We start from the raw sequence: 16,308 nt of genomic DNA, 5'->3' as shown, positions 1-16,308 counted from the left end.
CGGCGCCGCCGTCGTCGATTGAGGTGGTGCTGAGATAGACGGTGCCCGAGGTGGGGGCCGACACCGGGTTGCCGCCGTTGGTGACAGGAACGCTGACGGTGCCGGTGAAGGGAACAATGGTTCCGATGCCGCCCTGGGCGCCCGTGCCGGCAAAGCTGGCGCTGTGGTTGTGCGACTTCAGCGGCACCTGATCCTGGGTCAGCGTGACGCTCTGTTGGCCGAAGGCCTGGCCCAGATAGGCTCCCACCAGTCCGGGGGCGGACCCGGCGCCGATGACGGCGCGCCCGCGCAGGTCAGGGAGGGCGAACGTGGTCTTGCCGTCGCCGCCGAAGCGGTTGCCGAGCAGCGCGTACAGCGGCTGGTAATCTCTGATCTGCAAAGACCGGCCATCGGCCATGGCGTAGCCCTATGGGCACCAGTCGTACGGGACGGTGCACATCGCGGCGACATACTGGTAGGGCGCGCAGGCGGTCGCCGGCAGGCTGAAGAAAGCCATGCCGCCGGCCATCGCGGCGGCGATCCAGAGGGACATCCTGAACATGGTGTGTCCTTGGTTTCGGGATTGTATTGGGGGATATCGAAGGGTTTTTTTAAAGTGATCGGCGTTGTTTTGATTGTTGAGATAATTTCTCATAAGCGGGAATTTTGACTGAGGACTATTTCCCATTAAATTTTTTCACGAATCGACGGACAGGCGGAGACTTTGGCACCAGCAAAAGGGGCGTCGTGGTCCGCCCTGCGATGCTGGAAGAGGGCGCCCGTGGATTGGCGCCGCGCGATGAACGCCAAGGCGGCGGTAAAACCCGTCGTGGAGCGCTGGAGCAAGCGGCTGAGCCCGCCCCCTCCGCGCATTCGGAGGGGGCGGGCCCGCGGTCCGTTACGGACGGTTCGGGTACAGGCCGACGGTGGCGATGCAGACGGTCTGACCGATCGCCGGGGACTGGGTGGAGACCTTCTGGGTGGCGCCGGCCGACGCAGGCGCGACCGCCACGGTGCCGCCGGTGATGCCGGTGTTGGGAACCGTGATGCTGCCGCTGGCCGTGCCGGCGACCTTGGCGCCCGTGCCTGGGCCGGTGGTGTTGTACGGCCCCGTCAGCGAGACGCCGAGGCCGCCGTCGTTGATCGAGGCGTCGCCGAGATAGACGGTGCCTGAGGCCGGGGCCGACACCGGGGTGCCGCCGTTGGTGACGGGAACGCTGACGGTGCCGGTGAAGGGAACGGTGGTCGAGCCGCCCGAACCGCCGCCCGTGCCGGTGAAGGTGGCGGTGTGGGTGTGCGGCTGCAGCGGGACCTGCGCCGCCGACAGCAGAAGCTCCTGCTGGCCGACCTTGGCGCCGATGGCGATGTTCGCCAGCCCGGGGCCGGTGCCGGACCCGATGGCGGCGCGGCCGCGCAAGTCGGGGATGCCGAAGAGATCCGCGTTGTTGCCGCCGTAGCGATAGCCGATCAGGGCGAACAGCCCCTGGTTCTCGCGGACCGCGAGGGTCCGGCCGTCGGCCACCACATAGCCCTGCGGACACCAGTCGAACGAGTAGGTGCAGATGGTGCCGATGTAGGGCTCCACGTTGCAGGCGGCGGCGGGGGTGCTGAACAGGGCAAGGCCGCTGGTCATCGCAAAGGCGGCGGAAAGGAGAGTCTTGCGCATGGTGTGTCCTCGGCGTTGGGAAGGGGGGCGTTCGTGGCCGCGATCCGTTACGGACGGTTCGGGTACAGGCCGTTCGCCACGATGCAGACGGTCTGGCCGATCGCCGGGGACTGGGTGGAGACCTTCTGGGTGGCGCCGGCCGACGCAGGCGCGACCGCCACGGTGCCGCCGGTGATGCCGGTGTTGGGAACCGTGATGCTGCCGCTGGCCGTGCCGGCGACCTTGGCGCCCGTGCCCGGGCCGGTGGTGTTGTACGGCCCCGTCAGCGAGACGCCGAGGCCGCCGTCGTTGATCGAGGCGTCGCCGAGATAGACGGTGCCCGAGGCCGGGGCCGACACCGGGGTGCCGCCGTTGGTGACGGGAACGCTGACGGTGCCGGTGAAGGGAACGGTGGTCGAGCCGCCCGAACCGCCGCCCGTGCCGGTGAAGGTGGCGGTGTGGGTGTGCGGCTGCAGCGGGACCTGCGCCGCCGACAGCAGAAGCTCCTGCTGACCGACCTTGGCGCCGATGGCGATGTTCGCCAGTCCGGGGCCGGTGCCGGACCCGATGGCGGCGCGGCCGCGCAGGTCGGGGATGCCGAAGATGTCCGCGTTGTTGCCGCCGTAGCGGTAGCCCACCAGCGAGAACAGCGCCTGATATTCACGGACGGCCAGCGTCCGGCCATCGGCTGGAATGTAATTGCGGGGACACCAGTCGAACGCGAAGGTGCAGACGGTACCGATGTACGCCTCGTCGTTGCAGGCGGCCGCGGGGGTGCTGAACAGAGCCATCCCGCTTGCCATCGCAAGCGCGGCGGTGAAAAGAGCCTTGCGCATGATGTGTCCTTCGCGTTGGGATTGTTTTTTGAACTTTGACGTCTGGTTGTCACACAAGTGAATGATTTTCTTTTTTCACGAACTTATTATTCCATATCCCTCATGGGTGGTTAAACGACATTTTTATACAAATTCATTCATAGTTGGGTCCTTTCTGCAATCGACACGCAAAGCGTGCAGCGACGGTGGGGGAGCCGGCCTGCCGGCCGCGACGGCGGACCCTTGGGGCACCCCCTCCGCGCGGTTCCGGCGGCCGGAACACGATCGGACGGAGCACGTTGTTTCGGAAGGGCCATCGGGATGGAGGCTCGGGGGCGGAGGCATGGCGCCAACATCATGAAAATCATCATCTTCGGACAATCCATCAGCTCCTCCTGGGGCAACGGGCACGCCACCCTGTGGCGGGGACTGATCAAGGCGCTGGCGCGGCGGGGCAACCGCGTCGTCTTCCTGGAGCGCGACACGCCCGAACGGGCGGAGCACCGCGACCTGTGGGACCTCCCCGGCGGGGAGCTTCTGCTCTACGACCGCTGGGAGGATGTGGCGGCGGCGGCGCGGCGTCACGCCGACGAGGCGGACGTTGCGATGGTGACCTCCGGTTGTGCGGACGGTGCGGCGGCTTCCCACCTCGTGCTGGGGTCGAAGGCGCAGCGCACGGTCTATTACGACCTCGACACGCACATCACCCTGTCCCGCTCCGAAACGGGGGAGCGGCCGGCCTATCTGCCGCCGGAGGGGCTGGGCGGATTCGACACCGTGCTGAGCAGCACCGGCGGGCAGGCGCTGGAGGCGCTGAAGACGCAATTGGGCGCGCGGTTCGTCGCACCGCTCTACGCCTGGGTCGACCCGGACCTGCATCGTCCCGCTGAACCGGTGCGGCCTTATCTCGGCGACCTCTGCCACCTCGGCGCCTGGGTCGAGGACCGGCGTGCGGCGCTGGAGGCGCTGTTCTTCGAGCCGGCCCGGCGGCTGGGGCGCCGGCGGTTCATCCTGGCCGGCGGCGGCTACCCGGACGACGCCTCCTGGGGTGCCAACATCCAGCGCGTCCGGCATCTGCCCCCGGCGGAGCATGCGGCCTTCTTCTGCTCCTCCACCCTGACGCTGAACGTGACGCGCCAACCCCTGAAGGCGATGGGCTGGTGCCCGTCCGTCCGGCTCTTCGAGGCGGCGGCCTGCGGCGTTCCGGTGATCTCCGACGAATGGGAGGGGATCGGCGCGTTCTTCGAGCCGGGGCGCGACATTCTGGTCGCGCGGGAGACGGACGACGTGACCACGGCGCTGATGCTGCCGCGCGGCCATCTGGCCACGCTGGCCCAGCGCGCGCGGTCGCGCGTTCTGGAGGAACACACGGCGGAACGTCGCGTGCGGGAGTTGCGCTCCATCCTCGACATCAAGGGGGGCGGCGATGATTGATCCGATGTTCCCCGGTTGCCCGGCTCGCCTCTGTTGGAAGTAAGCCGCCCTGGGCGCTCTGGCCGTCCGGTCGGGTTCCCGGTTCCGAGGTCGGCAATCCGGTGCAGGACGGCTATCCCTTCCGCGAGTCGATCCACTTCCAATACCCCGGTTACCGGAAGCCCTTTTTCGTAGAAAACAAAGAGGGGGCTATCGCGGCAGGACTGTCCCGATTCCGGCTGTTCTCCGGGCCGCCAAGATGTCGGAGAGAAAGAAGGGCGTGCGTCAGACAATAAGTTCCAATGAATAACACCACAGGGACATGGGATGAACGAAGCGGTGAAGCGTAGGAACAGCCCGGCAGGAGAACGTCACCCGAGCGTCGGCGCCCTTTCAGGCCTTCCTTTCCTGGAGGCGCCGCGATGGCATTGACCATTCTCACCGTGGCGTCGCCCTTTGCCCCGATCGGCGCCGATCCGGAGAACGAAGGCACGGCGGAGCAGGTGTCCGGCGCCATCGACGCCGCCCTGGTGCGCGCCGGGCACCGTTCGGTCGTCATCGCGCCGGAGGATTCGGCGGTGGCCGGGACGCTGATCCCGCTGGCGCGCGTCCATGGCGGGGCGCATGGGCAGGCGCCGGACGAGCGGGCGCAGGCCGCCGTTCTGAGGCGCGTCGCCACCGTGGTCGCCGGGGCGGTGGAGGACCACGCACCCGACCTCGTCCACATCCATGTCCGGGACTTCGACGCCCTGCTGCCGCCGCAGGACGTGCCGGTCCTGGCGACGCTCTACGAGCCGCTGGATCGCTACCGGCGGGAGGCACTGACGTCGCGGCGGGCGAAACTGCACCTCCAGCCGGTGTCCGCCGCTCAGGTGCGGGGGGCCTCGCCGGAGCTGACCCTGTTGCCGCCGCTGGAGATCGGGGTGGCGGTGGACCGCCTGCACATCCGCGTGCCGAAGCGCCGCTTCGCCGTGTGCCTGGGCGACATCGAGCCGGAGATGGGCTTCCACATCGCGCTCGACGCGGCGCGGCAGATCGACATGCAGCTTCTTCTCTGCGGCGGCCTGTCCCGCGGCGCGGAGGAGCAGCGCTACCTCCAGGAGGAGATCCGGCCCCGGCTGGACCCCAAGCGCCGCTTCCTCGGGCGGATCGGCTTCGGGCGCAAGCGCTGGATGCTGGGGGCGGCGCGCTGCCTGCTGGCGCCCAGCCTGATGTCGGAGCCGACCCCCGTCGCGGCGCTGGAGGCGCTGGCCTGCGGCACCCCGGTGGTGGCCTTCCCGACCGGAGCCCTGGCCGACCTCGTTGAACCGGGGGTCACCGGCTTCCTGGTCAAGGACGCCGAGGAGATGGCCCGCGCCATCGAGGACTGCGAGGGACTGGACCCCGACGCCTGCCGCGCCGTCGCCCGCGCCCGCTACTCGCTGGACGGCATGACGGAACGCTATCTGGCGCGGTTCGAGGAACTGGTCGCGGGAGGGACGGCGGCAGCGGCGGGGGTGGCGTAGCGCCCCTTCCTTTACGGCTTGGCTCCATAGAGCTTGGCCATCGACAGCTGGTCGGCCAGCCGCCCGTCGATCAGGCTGTGGCGGCGGGCCACCGCCTCCTCCTGGAAGCCGTGCCTGGCGTAGAAGCGCCGGGCGCGGCCGTTGTGGCCGAACACCCAGAGCGACAGCCGGTGCAGCCGCCGTGCGCGCACCCAGAGGTCGGCCGCGGCGATCAGGCGTCCGCCGACGCCCATCGCCCAGAAGTCCCGGCGCACCGCCAGCCCCAGAGCGGCCTCGTGCGCGGTGCGGGCGTAGGCGCCGGTCCACAGCGACAGCGACCCGGCGATGGCCCCGTCCGCGATCGCCAGCAGAGTGGCCGTCCGGTCGCCGATCCTCTGTTCGGCGAGGAAACGCCGGGCCGCCGCGACGTCCGGCAGGGATTCGGCGGCGCTGCGCATCAGGAAGTGGGTTTCGCTCCGCACCGCGTGGTCGTAGGCGAGGTAGGCGGCGGCGTCCGCCGGCAGGGCGGGGCGGATCTCCAGCCGTCCGATCCGCGCCTGGGGCGGCGCCTCGACGGTCGGGTCGGAGGCCGGAGCGGGCCATTCCGGAACGCCGTCCGCCCCGATGATCTTGCCCATCAGCCGCTCGCTGCGCCACGCGCCGTTGACGCGCAGGACGTCGCGCATCAGCCCCTCGTCGAGGAAGCCGAGCCGTTCGTAAAGGGACAGGGCGCGGCTGTTGCTCTCGGCCACGGTGAGTTCCAGCCGGTGCGCGCCGGTCCGCCGCGCCCAGCTCTCCGCCGCGGCGAACAGCGCGGTGGCGACGCCGCGCCCGTTCCAGTCGCGCCGCACCCCGACCGCCAGGGTCACCGCGCCGCGGTTGCGGCGGAACCGCCCGCCATGGGCGCTGAGATAGCCGACAAGGTCCGCGGGATGATTGCCGGCGGCCTCGGCGACGAAGATGGTGGAGTTGCCGGACGCCTGGAAGGCGGCGAGGTCGCGCGCCCAGAAGGGCCGCTCGCCGGGCTCGCGCAGCAGGAAATCGCTTTCCGCGTCGATCCGCGCGACCAGGGCCAGCAGGGCGTGGCGCTCGCCGGGCCGGGCTTCGCGGATGGAAAAGCCGCCGATGGTCTGGCCGATGGTCTGGATGTCCCGCATGGCGCGCAGCCTAGGCCCGCCCAGGGGCGATGGCAAAGCGGTTGTTGCCGTATGGCCGGCGCGGCTATCGTCGCGCCATCGTGAGACCTGGAGTTGCCATGCCCACCGTGACCGTCCGTCCGGCCGTCGAGGCCGATTGCCCGACCATCCTCCGCTTCGTCCGGGAACTCGCCGAGTTCGAAAACGAACCCCACGCCGTGAAGGCGAGCGAGGCGGACTTCCGGCGCGACGGCTGGGGCGAGCGTCCGGTGTTCGAGGCGCTGATCGCCGAACTGGACGGGGAGCCCGTCGGCTTCGCGCTGTGCTTCCGCAACTATTCCACCTGGGAAGGGCGGGCCGGCCTGTTCGTGGAGGATCTCTACGTCACCCCGGACGCGCGGCGCTATGGCGTGGGCCGCAAGCTGCTGGCGACGGTGGCGAAACTGGCGGACGAGCGGGGCTGCCGCCGTGTCGACCTGAATGTGCTGCACTGGAACCCGGCGCGCGATTTCTATCTGCGCATCGGCTTCAAACAAATGGAGGAGTGGCTTCCCTACCGTCTCACCGGCGATGCGATCGCGGCACTGGCCGCGCAGGCGGATGAGGTGTGAGGGAACGAAAGCGCTGTTCTGTTCCGGTGGGCTGACGGTCGGGGCGTGTTCATGGCCCCGACCTCATCGCCACCACGCGGTACTTATGCCTTGGTCCTGCGGGACCCTCAGGCGGCCTTGGCCGGCATCGCGGCGTTCAGCAGGTCCAGGTAGCCGGACCGCTCCTCGCGCAGGGTGGACAGCAGGTCGGCGAGGCTTTCGCGGACGAAGGGGTCGTTCTGGCCGTCGATCCGGTTCAGCGCCAGCTGGATGAACTCATCGACCAGGGCGATGTGAACGCGAGAGGACGAGGTAATCTGTTCGGTGGTGGTGGCGATCAGCATTTTAAAACTCCGTTTTGTCTTGTGTGTTCGTGATGTCTCTATTTGGCCATGTCCCGGTTAACGACTTACTAACGGGGGCTCTGCGGGGCTGGTGTCTTGAGGGGTAATCCCGCGACCGACAAATATAGGGAGCTTTTACCCGTAAGGATTACCACTTTTCTTTAAACAGGCGGGCGATTTTCTGAGGCTGTGAGACTTTTCAAGGACTTCCGTCGAAGGTCGTAGCGACCGGACCGGCATAGGCGGGAGGGAGGCGGAGCCTTAACGGCGGCGTCCGCAAGCCTTAAGCCGCCACGGCGGGGCGTTAACAGGCCGTCCCGCCGGGCGGAGTACATCCTTTGCAGGGCCCGGTGCGCCGGGCGTAGCTCCTTACGCGGCGCGCGGCAGCCGGCCCGCGGCGCGGTCCATGCGGTCGGCGCGCTCCAAGGCCTGGGCGACCAGATCGTCGAACAGGTCGTTGACCAAGGCCGACAGGCGCAGCGGCGCGCCGCCAAGCTGCGGCCCTTCCATCAGCAGGGAGCCTTCCTCGCCGGGGCCGACCACACGCCAGCCCTTCGCCGTCATCTCGGCGACGCGGGTCTTGGCGATGAAGGCGCGGACATGGTCCATGGCGAAGTCGCTCATTCGAATCTCCCAGGGCTGGAGAGGGGCAGCGGGATGGGGGCGGGATGGGGGGCAGGATGGGGGTGATGGGGCCGGTGACGCAGAAACGGTAACGCAGGAAACGGAACGCAACAAGAACAAATTCGGCCGGACCCTTGCCCAAAGGGGATTCCGCGTTGATTCCCCTTGCCCGGCGGGCGATTCGGGAAAAAATTCGCTGACCGGAACGATGTTCGAACCGACGAGGACCTGACCATGACCGGCAAGACCGGGATGCGCACCGAGACCGACAGCTTCGGACCGATCGAGGTTGCCGCCGACCGTTACTGGGGCGCCCAGACGCAGCGCTCGCTGCGCAACTTCCGCATCGGCGGGGAGCGCATGCCGCCGGCGCTGGTGCGCGCGCTCGGCATCCAGAAGAAGGCGTCGGCGCTCGCCAACATGGCGTTGGAGGTGCTCGACCCCCGGCTGGGCCGCGCCATCGTCGAGGCGGCGGAGGAGGTGATCGACGGCACGCTGGCCGATCATTTCCCGTTGGTGGTCTGGCAAACCGGCTCCGGCACCCAGACCAACATGAACGCGAACGAGGTCATCTCCAACCGCGCCATCGAGGCGCTGGGTGGCGAGATGGGGTCGAAGAAGCCGGTCCACCCCAACGACCACGTCAACATGGGGCAGTCGTCCAACGACAGCTTCCCCACCGCCATGCACATCGCCGCGGCCGAGCAGATCCACCACGAACTCCTGCCGGCGCTGGAGCATCTGCACGCGGCGCTGGCGGCGAAGGCGGCGGAGTTCGCCGACATCGTGAAGATCGGGCGCACCCATCTCCAGGACGCCACGCCGCTGACCCTGGGGCAGGAGTTCTCCGGCTATGCCGCCCAGATCGCCTATGGGATCGAGCGGGTGAAGGCGTCGCTGCCGCAACTCTACCGGCTGGCCCAGGGCGGCACGGCGGTGGGCACCGGGCTGAACGCCAAGACCGGCTTCGCCGAAGCCTTCGCCGCGGAGGTGGCGTCGATCACCGGGCTGCCCTTCGTCACGGCCGAGAACAAGTTCGAGGCGCTGGCGACCCACGACGCGCTGGTGGACGCCCACGGCAGCCTGAACACGCTGGCGGTGTCGCTGATGAAGATCGCCAACGACATCCGTCTCCTCGGCTCCGGCCCGCGCTGCGGCATCGGGGAGATCGCTCTGCCGGAGAACGAGCCCGGTTCCTCCATCATGCCCGGCAAGGTCAACCCCACCCAGTCGGAGGCGATGACCATGGTCTGCGCCCAGGTGATGGGCAACCAGACCACCGTCAGCATCGCCGGCGCCACCGGGCATTTCGAGCTGAACGTCTTCAAGCCGGTGATCGCCTACAACGTCCTCCAGTCGATCCGGCTGCTGGCCGACGCCTGCAACAGCTTCACCGACAACGCGGTGGTCGGCATCGAGGCGAACCGCGAGCGGATCGGCCAGCTGCTGAACGAGAGCCTGATGCTGGTCACCGCGCTGAACCCGCACATCGGCTACGACAACGCGGCGAAGATCGCCAAGAAGGCCCACAAGGAGGGAACGACGCTGAAACAGGCCGGCGTGGCGCTGGGTCTGCTGACCGAGGAGCAGTTCGATCAGTGGGTCAAGCCGGAAACCATGGTGAAGCCCCGGTGACCGGGGCCACGCGCCGTCCATGAAGAAGCGCTCCGTCCTCATCGCCGGGCACCCGACCAGCGTCTCCCTGGAAGAGGAATTCTGGGAGGCGCTGAAGGGCCTTGCGCAGGCGCGGGGCATGTCGGTCAACGCGCTGATCGAGGAGATCGATTCGACCCGCAGCGGCAACCTGTCGAGCGCGATCCGGGTCCATGTGCTGAACGCGGTGCAGGGGCGGGGGTAGGGGCACCCGAAACCCTCGCCGGGGCGCCCCTGGACAGCCGGCGGGAGGACGGCTACACCCTTGCGCCGGACCGACCCCTTCCCCCCGTGCCAGAGTGTCCGCCCGTGACGCCCGACATCACCGTCCTCGACACCGTTGCCTTCCTGTGGTTCCTCGCCTGCTGGGCGGGCTTCACGCTGATCCAGGACCACATGCTGGGCGGGCGCATGGTCGTCAACCAGCATCTGAAGAAGGTGCGCCGCCACTGGATGGAGCGGATGCTGGAGCGCGACAACCGCATCATGGATTCACAGCTCGTCGGCCACACGATGCAGAGCTGCACCTTCTTCGCCAGCACGAACATGCTGGTGCTGGCCGGTCTGGTCGGCGCCTTCGGCGCGGTGGAGAACGCCCACAAGCTGGTCGGCACGCTGTCCTTCACGGTGCAGACCACGCGTGAGTTCTTCGAGCTGAAGATGCTGCTGCTCGTGGCGATCTTCACCTTCGGCTTCTTCAAATTCACTTGGGCGTTGCGCCAGTACAATTACTGCTGCGCCCTGATCGGCTCCGCCCCGTTGCCACCGGTCCCGGCGGAGGAGAAGACGGCGATGGCGGACAGCATCGCCGCCGCCATGACGCTGGCCGTCAAGGCGCTGAACGGCGGCATGCGCGCCTATTACTTCGCCATGGCGGCGCTGGCCTGGATGCTCGGCCCCTGGTTCTTCATGGTGTCCACCGCGGCGGTGATCGTCGTCCTGACCCGCCGGCAGGGCTTCTCCGCGACGGAGAAGGTCATCCGCGTACAGGCGGATGCGCTGGAGAAACGCAAACGGCCATGATGCACGTTTTTGGCGATAAATATGTTAAAATGTTCTAAATCTGCGACGTTATGGCCAATACGCTGCAGCGCAAATTAATGCTTTTGTCATAGCCGCCTGATGAACGCGTGCGGTGCAGCACGCCACGCTTGAGGGGGTTGGCCATGGACATCGACACGGCGGTATCGGTCTTGAATTCGCTGGACGAGGCGGAGCGGCTTCTCTCGGAAGTGCGGCTGCGTCCGGGGGCCTGCGGCGCCGCCAAGGAATTCATGGACCGCAACCGCGAGCTGCTCGATCAGGCGCGCCACTTCATCGACGCCGCGCACGAGCTGGCCTGACGCCGGCCCGACGCCGGACAGGGCCGGCCGCTTCCCGCCGCGCGTCAGCCCTTCCTGAGGACCTTGCCGCCCGTGCCGGCCATCTTCGCCCAATCCTTGGCGAAATAGGCGAAGTCGCGGGATGGGCGGCTGTAGAGATAGCCCTGCGCCAGCGGTACCCCCAGCTCCGTCAGAAGCTGCGCGTGCTCCGGCCCCTCCACCTGCTCCCCGATCAGCCCGAGGCCGAGCTGGCCGCACACGTCGACGATGGAGCGCAGCATCGCCATGTCGCGGCCGTTGTTCACGGCGCCGCGAACGAAATGCCCGTCGATCTTGGCGAAGTCGGCCTGGATGCCGTAGAGCGACTGGAAGGAGGTCGAACCGGCCCCGACGTCGTCCAGGCAGATGCGGAACCCGGCGGCGCGCAGCTTCTGCAGAACCTCGTTCAGCTTGGCGATGTCGGTGACGACGACGGTCTCCGTCACTTCGACCAGCAGCTTGCGGGCCAGCTCGCCGTAGGGCTCGGTCACCGCCAGGAACTGGCGCAGGAAGATCGGACTCATCAGCGTCTTGGCGGACAGGTTGATCGCCACGTCCGGCAGGGTCGGTTCCTTGCGGTGGGCGTGCATGGTGTCCAGCACCGACTGCGTCAGCAGAAGGTCGAAATCGTAGATCAGCCCGACATCTTCGGCGAAGGTGATGAAGTCCGCCGGGGACGGCATGCCCTCCACCCGCGTCAGCGCCTCGAGATGATGGACGGTCCGCGTTCCGATGTCGACGATGGGCTGGTAGACGACGAAGAAGTCGCGCTTCTCGATGGTCGCGCGCAGCCGGCCGATGCGGTCCACCGCGTCGGAGAGCATGCGCTTGGCGCCGTCCTCCAGGCTGGAGATGGTGAACTCGCCGCCCTGGGCCGACGCGAAGGCCTGCACCGTGTAGACCAGCGCGCGCGCCGCGTCGGCGGGGTCCAGCCGCTCGTCCGACACGTCCAGCGACCAGGTGCGGATGCCGCCGGGCAGCTCGCCGCCGACGCTCTGGATGATCTGGGTGATGTGGTCCTGCACCTCCTGCCCGTCGATGTCGGAGGCGTGGACGATGCCGTAGCGGTCGGTGGCCAGTTGCCCGGCGCTGTCGCCGTTGGCGGAGATCGCCCGCAGATAGGCCTCGATCCCCTGCATCACCTCGCTCGCCGCCCCTTCGGGCAGGGCGTCGACCATCGATTGCAGGCCGTCGATCAGCAGCAGGGTCAGGGCGTTGTCCAGCCCCTTCTCCCGCGCCTTGAGGATGCGGTCCTCCAGGATGTGGCTGAAGGCGTTGCCGTCGAGAAGCTGGCCGGCGGCGGCCAACGCCTCGTTCGTGTTGCGCGGGCCGGAGGCCAGCAGCACGGTCAGGAACAGCGAGCCGGGGCAGGAGTCGAGCCGGCAGCCGCCGAGCAGCGCCGGAAAGCGGTTGCCGTCGCAGCCCTGGAAGACCACGCGCGCCGGCTTGATGCGGCCCTTGTCCTGGATGCGCTTGAACAGGACGGTGACGTACTTGCGGTCGTTGGGCGCCACGACGTCGAGCAGGTTGCTGCCGACCAAGCCCGCCACGTCGCCTTCGGTCAGGCGGCAGCGCGCCCCCGCGCTGAACAGGATGGTGCCCCGCGCGTCGGTCTCGATCAGCAGATCCGCGGCGGCGAAGGCGAAGCCGACGAAGCGGTCGCGCTCGCGGTGCGACGGGCGTCGGACCTGCGTGCTGGTCTGCGGCACCGGGCGTCTGATCGAGTCATGCGCAAGCTGCATCGGCAATAGCCCGAAATTGAGAAAAAGTTTATCGAATTGCGTCATTCATTGAATGGAGACTAGCCGTGTTCCCGCTCTGAAAAAAGCGGCAAGATTTGCCCCGCCATTCCGAAGAAAAATTCGGAACCTAGAATTTTCAATGATTTAAAGAGAAATATGGTTTTGAGCCGCGCCGGATTATCGCACCCGCCGCGAGAAAAAAACGACGACGGGCCGTTTCTGAACAGGAAACGGCCCGCAGCGATGATCGAAAGCGGAGAATCGACCGGAAGGGTCAGGAGCGGGGATGGAGCCGGGTCACATGGCCCATCTTGCGGCCCGGACGGGACTCGGCCTTGCCGTAGAGGTGCAGGCGGGCGCCGGGCTCGGCCATCAGCGCCGGCCAGCGGTCCGCGTCGGCGCCGATCAGATTCTCCATCTCGGCGTCGGCCACCCGTTCCACCGAGCCGAGCGGCAGGCCGCAGACGGCGCGGACGAGCTGCTCGAACTGGCAGGAATGGCAGGCGTCCATGGTCCAGTGGCCGGAGTTGTGCGGGCGCGGCGCCATCTCGTTGACCAGCACGCCGCCGTCCGGAGTCACGAACATCTCCACCGCCAGCACGCCGACGAGGTCCAGCGCCTCGGCGATGCGGCGGGCGACCCGCTCGGCCTCCGCCGCCGTCTCCGCCGGAACGCGGGCCGGGGCGATGGTGGTGTCGAGGATACCGTCCTTGTGCCGGTTCTCCACGGCGGGGTAGGCGGCCATGCTGCCATCCAGCCCGCGGGCGACGATCACCGACACCTCGCAGGTGAAGGAGACGAAGCCCTCCACGATGCCAGCGTCGGAACCGATGGCCGCCCAGGCCTCCGCCGGGTCGCTGCCCGGTTCGATCCGCGCCTGCCCCTTGCCGTCATAGCCGAGGCGGGTGGATTTCAGGATGCAGCGCGGGCCGATCTCGGCCACGGCCTTCGCCACCTCGTCGGCGCTTCGGGCGGCGCGCCAGGGGGCGGTGCCGATGCCCAGCGCGTTGACGAAGGACTTCTCCTCCACCCGGTCCTGGGCGACCGACAGCACTTTGCCGCCGGGATGGACGGGGGTGAAGCGGCCGAGATGCTCGACCACGCCGACCGGGACGTTCTCCCACTCCAGCGTCACCACATCGACGGAGCGTGCGAAGGCCTCCAGCGCGTCGAGGTCGTCCCAGCCGGCGGAGGTGACGGCCGCCGCGACCTGGGCGCCGGGGCTGCTCTCCGATCCCGGCGCGTAGACGTGCGTCTTGTAGCCCAGACGGGCGGCGGCGAGCGCGGTCATGCGGCCGAGCTGCCCGTCGCCGAGCATGCCGATGGTCGAGCCGGGCGGAAGGATGCGGTGGGCCATGGTTCAGGCGGGCTCGTCGACGGGGGCTTCGGCGACGGCAGCGGTCTGGCGGGCGCGCCAAGTGTCCAGCGCTTCCGCGACCGCCGGGTCCATCAGGGCGATGACCGAACCGGCGAGCAATGCTGCGTTGATGGCGCCGGCCTTGCCGATGGCCAGCGTGCCCACTGGAACGCCGCCGGGCATCTGGACGATCGACAGCAGGCTGTCCATGCCCTTCAGCGCGTGGCTTTCCACCGGGACGCCAAAGACGGGCAGGGGGGTCATGGAGGCGGCCATGCCCGGCAGGTGGGCCGCGCCGCCGGCACCGGCGATGACCACCTTCAGGCCGCGCTCGCGGGCGGTGGTCGCGTACTCGACCAGACGCTGCGGGGTGCGGTGGGCGGAGACGATCCGGACCTCGTGCGGGACGCCGAGCGCGGTCAGCGTCTCGGCGGCGTGCTTCATGGTGGTCCAGTCCGACTGGCTGCCCATGATGATGCCGACCAGCGGCTTGCGGTCGGTGGTGGCGGCGATGGATGCGGACACGGCGCGCGCTTTCCTCTAGGTCCGGAAAGCGGCGCATTATAGAAAGCGCGCACACGGAGTCCAGCGCGACGCGATGCGCCGGGCCATGTTCTCCGCCGAAAAGCCGCGTCAGGCGATGATGTCGGGCAGCATACGGCTTTCCAGAACCATGATCTGGTCCTTGAGCGCGAGTTTGCGCTTCTTCAGACGTTGCATCTGAAGCTGGTCGAACGGCGCACGTTCGTGCAGTCGGGCGATCACGTCGTCGAGGTCGCGATGCTCGCTGCGAAGCGTGGCCAGTTTTTCCTTCAGCATCTCTTGTTCGTTCATACGCGCGGGGCCCGCTGGCTGAGCGGCGGGGACTATACCAGATTTCCGGCGCAACGGCAGTGCGAAACCACGCATTCTTCGCAGGGTTATAATCCGGTCGCCGGAATGTAATATACTCGGAGGACCAGAACCATTGCGGTGGAGCAACGTTCTGGTATGACTACCTTTCGCAGCGGTTCCAGACGACACGGGACAGTCATCCATGACAGCAGGCAAGCGCATCGGCATTCTCACCAGCGGCGGCGACTGCGCCGGGCTGAACGCGGTCATCCGCGCGGTGGTCCACCGGGCCGTCCTGACCTACGGCTGGCAGGTCCTGGGCATCAAGGAAGGCACCCAGGGGTTGCTGCAGCGTCCGGTGCAGTATCAGGTGCTCGACCTGCCGCAGGTCGACGGCAACATGATGCGCATGGGCGGCACCATCCTCGGCACGACCAACCGCGGCGACCCCTTCGCCTACCCGATGGCCGACGGCACCCAGAAGGACCGGTCGGACGAGATCATCGGCGGCTACCGTGAGCTGGGGCTGGACGCGCTGATCGGCATCGGCGGCGACGGCAGCTTCGCCATCCTGAAGAAGCTGGCCGACAAGGGCGGCTTCCAGATGGTCGGCATCCCCAAGACCATCGACAACGATCTCGGCCTGACCGAGGTGTCGGTCGGCTACGACACCGCCGTCGGCGTGGCGGTCGAGGCGCTCGACCGGCTCCAGCCGACCGCGGCCAGCCACGCCCGCGTCATGGTGCTGGAGGTGATGGGCCGCGACGCCGGCCACATCGCGCTGGCCGCGGGCATCGCCGGCGGCGCCGACGTGGTGCTGATCCCCGAGATCGCCTATTCCATCGAGAAGATCGCCCAGAAGATCAAGCAGGTGCGCTCGACCGGCCGCAACTTCGCGCTGGTCGTGGTGTCGGAGGCGGTGAAGACCGTGGACGGCACCGGCGTGCAGAAGCTGTTCCAGGGCGGCCAGAAGCGCTACGGCGGCATCGGCGACTACATCGGCGAGAAGATCGCCGAGGCGACGGGGGCGGAGACCCGCGTCACCGTTCTGGGCCACGTCCAGCGCGGCAGCATGCCCAGCCCGCGCGACCGTCTGGTCGCCTCGGCCTTCGGCGTGCACGCCGTGGACCTGATCGCCGAGGGCAAGTTCGACCGCATGGTCGCCTGGTCGGACCGCGGCGTCATCGACGTGCCGATCACCGAGGCCATCGCCAAGTACGCTTGCGTGGAACTGGACGGCGCCATGGTCAAGACCGCCCGCGGCCTGGGCATCAGCCTGGGCGACTGAGCGGAGGCCTGTGGGGAGGCCATATGGGGAGGCAGGCGCGGCG

At 68.2% G+C, this 16,308-nt stretch carries 18 protein-coding genes and 1 pseudogene; 8 read left to right on the top strand and 11 right to left on the bottom strand.

The features are described from left to right. Positions 1 to 289: 289 nt before the first annotated feature. The 4 genes and pseudogenes from Sp245p_RS36510 to Sp245p_RS11125 form a co-directional block, all read right to left on the bottom strand. A pseudogene (locus tag Sp245p_RS36510) lies at positions 290 to 397 on the bottom strand (tail fiber protein); the annotation flags it as partial. 9 nt (positions 398 to 406) lie between these two features. Continuing rightward, complete coding sequence (locus Sp245p_RS36245; protein ID WP_014239891.1) at positions 407 to 541, bottom strand: hypothetical protein; 135 nt, start codon at positions 539 to 541, stop codon at positions 407 to 409. Positions 542 to 877: 336 nt separating this feature from the next. Further along, a complete protein-coding gene (locus Sp245p_RS11130) occupies positions 878 to 1,645 on the bottom strand; it encodes a phage tail protein (protein WP_014239892.1) in 768 nt (255 codons plus the stop codon). A gap of 47 nt (positions 1,646 to 1,692) precedes the next feature. Continuing rightward, a complete protein-coding gene (locus Sp245p_RS11125; protein WP_109138505.1) occupies positions 1,693 to 2,460 on the bottom strand; it encodes a phage tail protein in 768 nt (255 codons plus the stop codon). A 336-nt stretch (positions 2,461 to 2,796) separates the two neighbouring features. Between Sp245p_RS11125 and Sp245p_RS11120 the strand changes: the two genes are divergently transcribed. Together Sp245p_RS11120 and Sp245p_RS11115 are read left to right on the top strand one after the other, a co-directional pair. Then, the gene (locus tag Sp245p_RS11120) at positions 2,797 to 3,873 is read left to right on the top strand and encodes a CgeB family protein (protein ID WP_109138504.1); all 1,077 of its coding nucleotides are present in this window, start codon (positions 2,797 to 2,799) and stop codon (positions 3,871 to 3,873) included. A gap of 401 nt (positions 3,874 to 4,274) precedes the next feature. Next, the gene (locus Sp245p_RS11115; RefSeq protein WP_014239897.1) at positions 4,275 to 5,357 is read left to right on the top strand and encodes a glycosyltransferase; all 1,083 of its coding nucleotides are present in this window, start codon (positions 4,275 to 4,277) and stop codon (positions 5,355 to 5,357) included. Between the two features lie 11 nt (positions 5,358 to 5,368). On the opposite strand, the gene Sp245p_RS11110 is transcribed toward Sp245p_RS11115, so the two are convergent. Beyond that, positions 5,369 to 6,493, bottom strand: coding sequence for a GNAT family N-acetyltransferase (locus tag Sp245p_RS11110; RefSeq protein WP_014239898.1), 1,125 nt, complete (start codon positions 6,491 to 6,493; stop codon positions 5,369 to 5,371). A gap of 98 nt (positions 6,494 to 6,591) precedes the next feature. Here Sp245p_RS11110 and Sp245p_RS11105 point away from each other — a divergent pair, with 98 nt between their 5' ends. Then, on the top strand, positions 6,592 to 7,083 hold the full coding sequence (locus Sp245p_RS11105; protein WP_014239899.1) for a GNAT family N-acetyltransferase: 492 nt from the start codon (positions 6,592 to 6,594) through the stop codon (positions 7,081 to 7,083). Between the two features lie 107 nt (positions 7,084 to 7,190). Here Sp245p_RS11105 and Sp245p_RS11100 read toward each other — a convergent pair whose 3' ends face one another. Further along, complete coding sequence (locus Sp245p_RS11100; protein ID WP_014239900.1) at positions 7,191 to 7,406, bottom strand: hypothetical protein; 216 nt, start codon at positions 7,404 to 7,406, stop codon at positions 7,191 to 7,193. A 369-nt stretch (positions 7,407 to 7,775) separates the two neighbouring features. Next, positions 7,776 to 8,030, bottom strand: coding sequence for a hypothetical protein (locus tag Sp245p_RS11095; protein ID WP_014239901.1), 255 nt, complete (start codon positions 8,028 to 8,030; stop codon positions 7,776 to 7,778). A gap of 234 nt (positions 8,031 to 8,264) precedes the next feature. On the opposite strand from Sp245p_RS11095, the gene fumC reads away from it, so the two are divergent. The 4 genes from fumC (at position 8,265) to Sp245p_RS34870 (ending at position 11,026) form a co-directional block, all read left to right on the top strand. Then, a complete protein-coding gene (gene fumC / locus Sp245p_RS11090; RefSeq protein ID WP_014239902.1) occupies positions 8,265 to 9,665 on the top strand; it encodes a class II fumarate hydratase in 1,401 nt (466 codons plus the stop codon). Between the two features lie 19 nt (positions 9,666 to 9,684). Beyond that, on the top strand, positions 9,685 to 9,888 hold the full coding sequence (locus tag Sp245p_RS11085; protein ID WP_014239903.1) for a ribbon-helix-helix domain-containing protein: 204 nt from the start codon (positions 9,685 to 9,687) through the stop codon (positions 9,886 to 9,888). A 104-nt stretch (positions 9,889 to 9,992) separates the two neighbouring features. Beyond that, positions 9,993 to 10,706, top strand: a complete 714-nt coding sequence (locus Sp245p_RS11080; RefSeq protein WP_014239904.1) for a DUF599 domain-containing protein — start codon at positions 9,993 to 9,995, stop codon at positions 10,704 to 10,706. 143 nt (positions 10,707 to 10,849) lie between these two features. After that, the gene (locus tag Sp245p_RS34870) at positions 10,850 to 11,026 is read left to right on the top strand and encodes a hypothetical protein (RefSeq protein ID WP_014239905.1); all 177 of its coding nucleotides are present in this window, start codon (positions 10,850 to 10,852) and stop codon (positions 11,024 to 11,026) included. A 44-nt stretch (positions 11,027 to 11,070) separates the two neighbouring features. Here the strand turns inward: Sp245p_RS34870 and Sp245p_RS11075 are convergent, their stop codons facing one another. The 4 genes from Sp245p_RS11075 to Sp245p_RS11060 all read right to left on the bottom strand — a co-directional run bounded on the left by Sp245p_RS11075 (position 11,071) and on the right by Sp245p_RS11060 (position 14,962). Then, positions 11,071 to 12,786: an EAL domain-containing protein gene (locus Sp245p_RS11075; protein WP_052584244.1), complete on the bottom strand. Its 1,716-nt coding sequence runs from the start codon at positions 12,784 to 12,786 to the stop codon at positions 11,071 to 11,073. Positions 12,787 to 13,060: 274 nt separating this feature from the next. After that, on the bottom strand, positions 13,061 to 14,143 hold the full coding sequence (locus tag Sp245p_RS11070; protein WP_014239907.1) for a 5-(carboxyamino)imidazole ribonucleotide synthase: 1,083 nt from the start codon (positions 14,141 to 14,143) through the stop codon (positions 13,061 to 13,063). Positions 14,144 to 14,146: 3 nt separating this feature from the next. Continuing rightward, on the bottom strand, positions 14,147 to 14,614 hold the full coding sequence (gene purE, locus Sp245p_RS11065) for a 5-(carboxyamino)imidazole ribonucleotide mutase (protein ID WP_052584335.1): 468 nt from the start codon (positions 14,612 to 14,614) through the stop codon (positions 14,147 to 14,149). Positions 14,615 to 14,776: 162 nt separating this feature from the next. Next, positions 14,777 to 14,962, bottom strand: a complete 186-nt coding sequence (locus tag Sp245p_RS11060) for a YdcH family protein (protein WP_014239909.1) — start codon at positions 14,960 to 14,962, stop codon at positions 14,777 to 14,779. Positions 14,963 to 15,179: 217 nt separating this feature from the next. Between Sp245p_RS11060 and Sp245p_RS11055 the strand changes: the two genes are divergently transcribed. Next, positions 15,180 to 16,265 carry an ATP-dependent 6-phosphofructokinase gene (locus Sp245p_RS11055; protein ID WP_014239910.1) on the top strand — a complete coding sequence of 362 codons (1,086 nt, stop codon included), beginning with the start codon at positions 15,180 to 15,182 and terminating at the stop codon, positions 16,263 to 16,265. The last annotated feature ends 43 nt before the right edge of the window (positions 16,266 to 16,308 follow it).

This window comes from Azospirillum baldaniorum (assembly GCF_003119195.2).
Taxonomy (GTDB): Bacteria; Pseudomonadota; Alphaproteobacteria; order Azospirillales; family Azospirillaceae; genus Azospirillum; species Azospirillum baldaniorum.
Note: the sequence above shows the minus strand (reverse complement) of the source record. Positions and strands in the feature narration are given on the sequence as shown.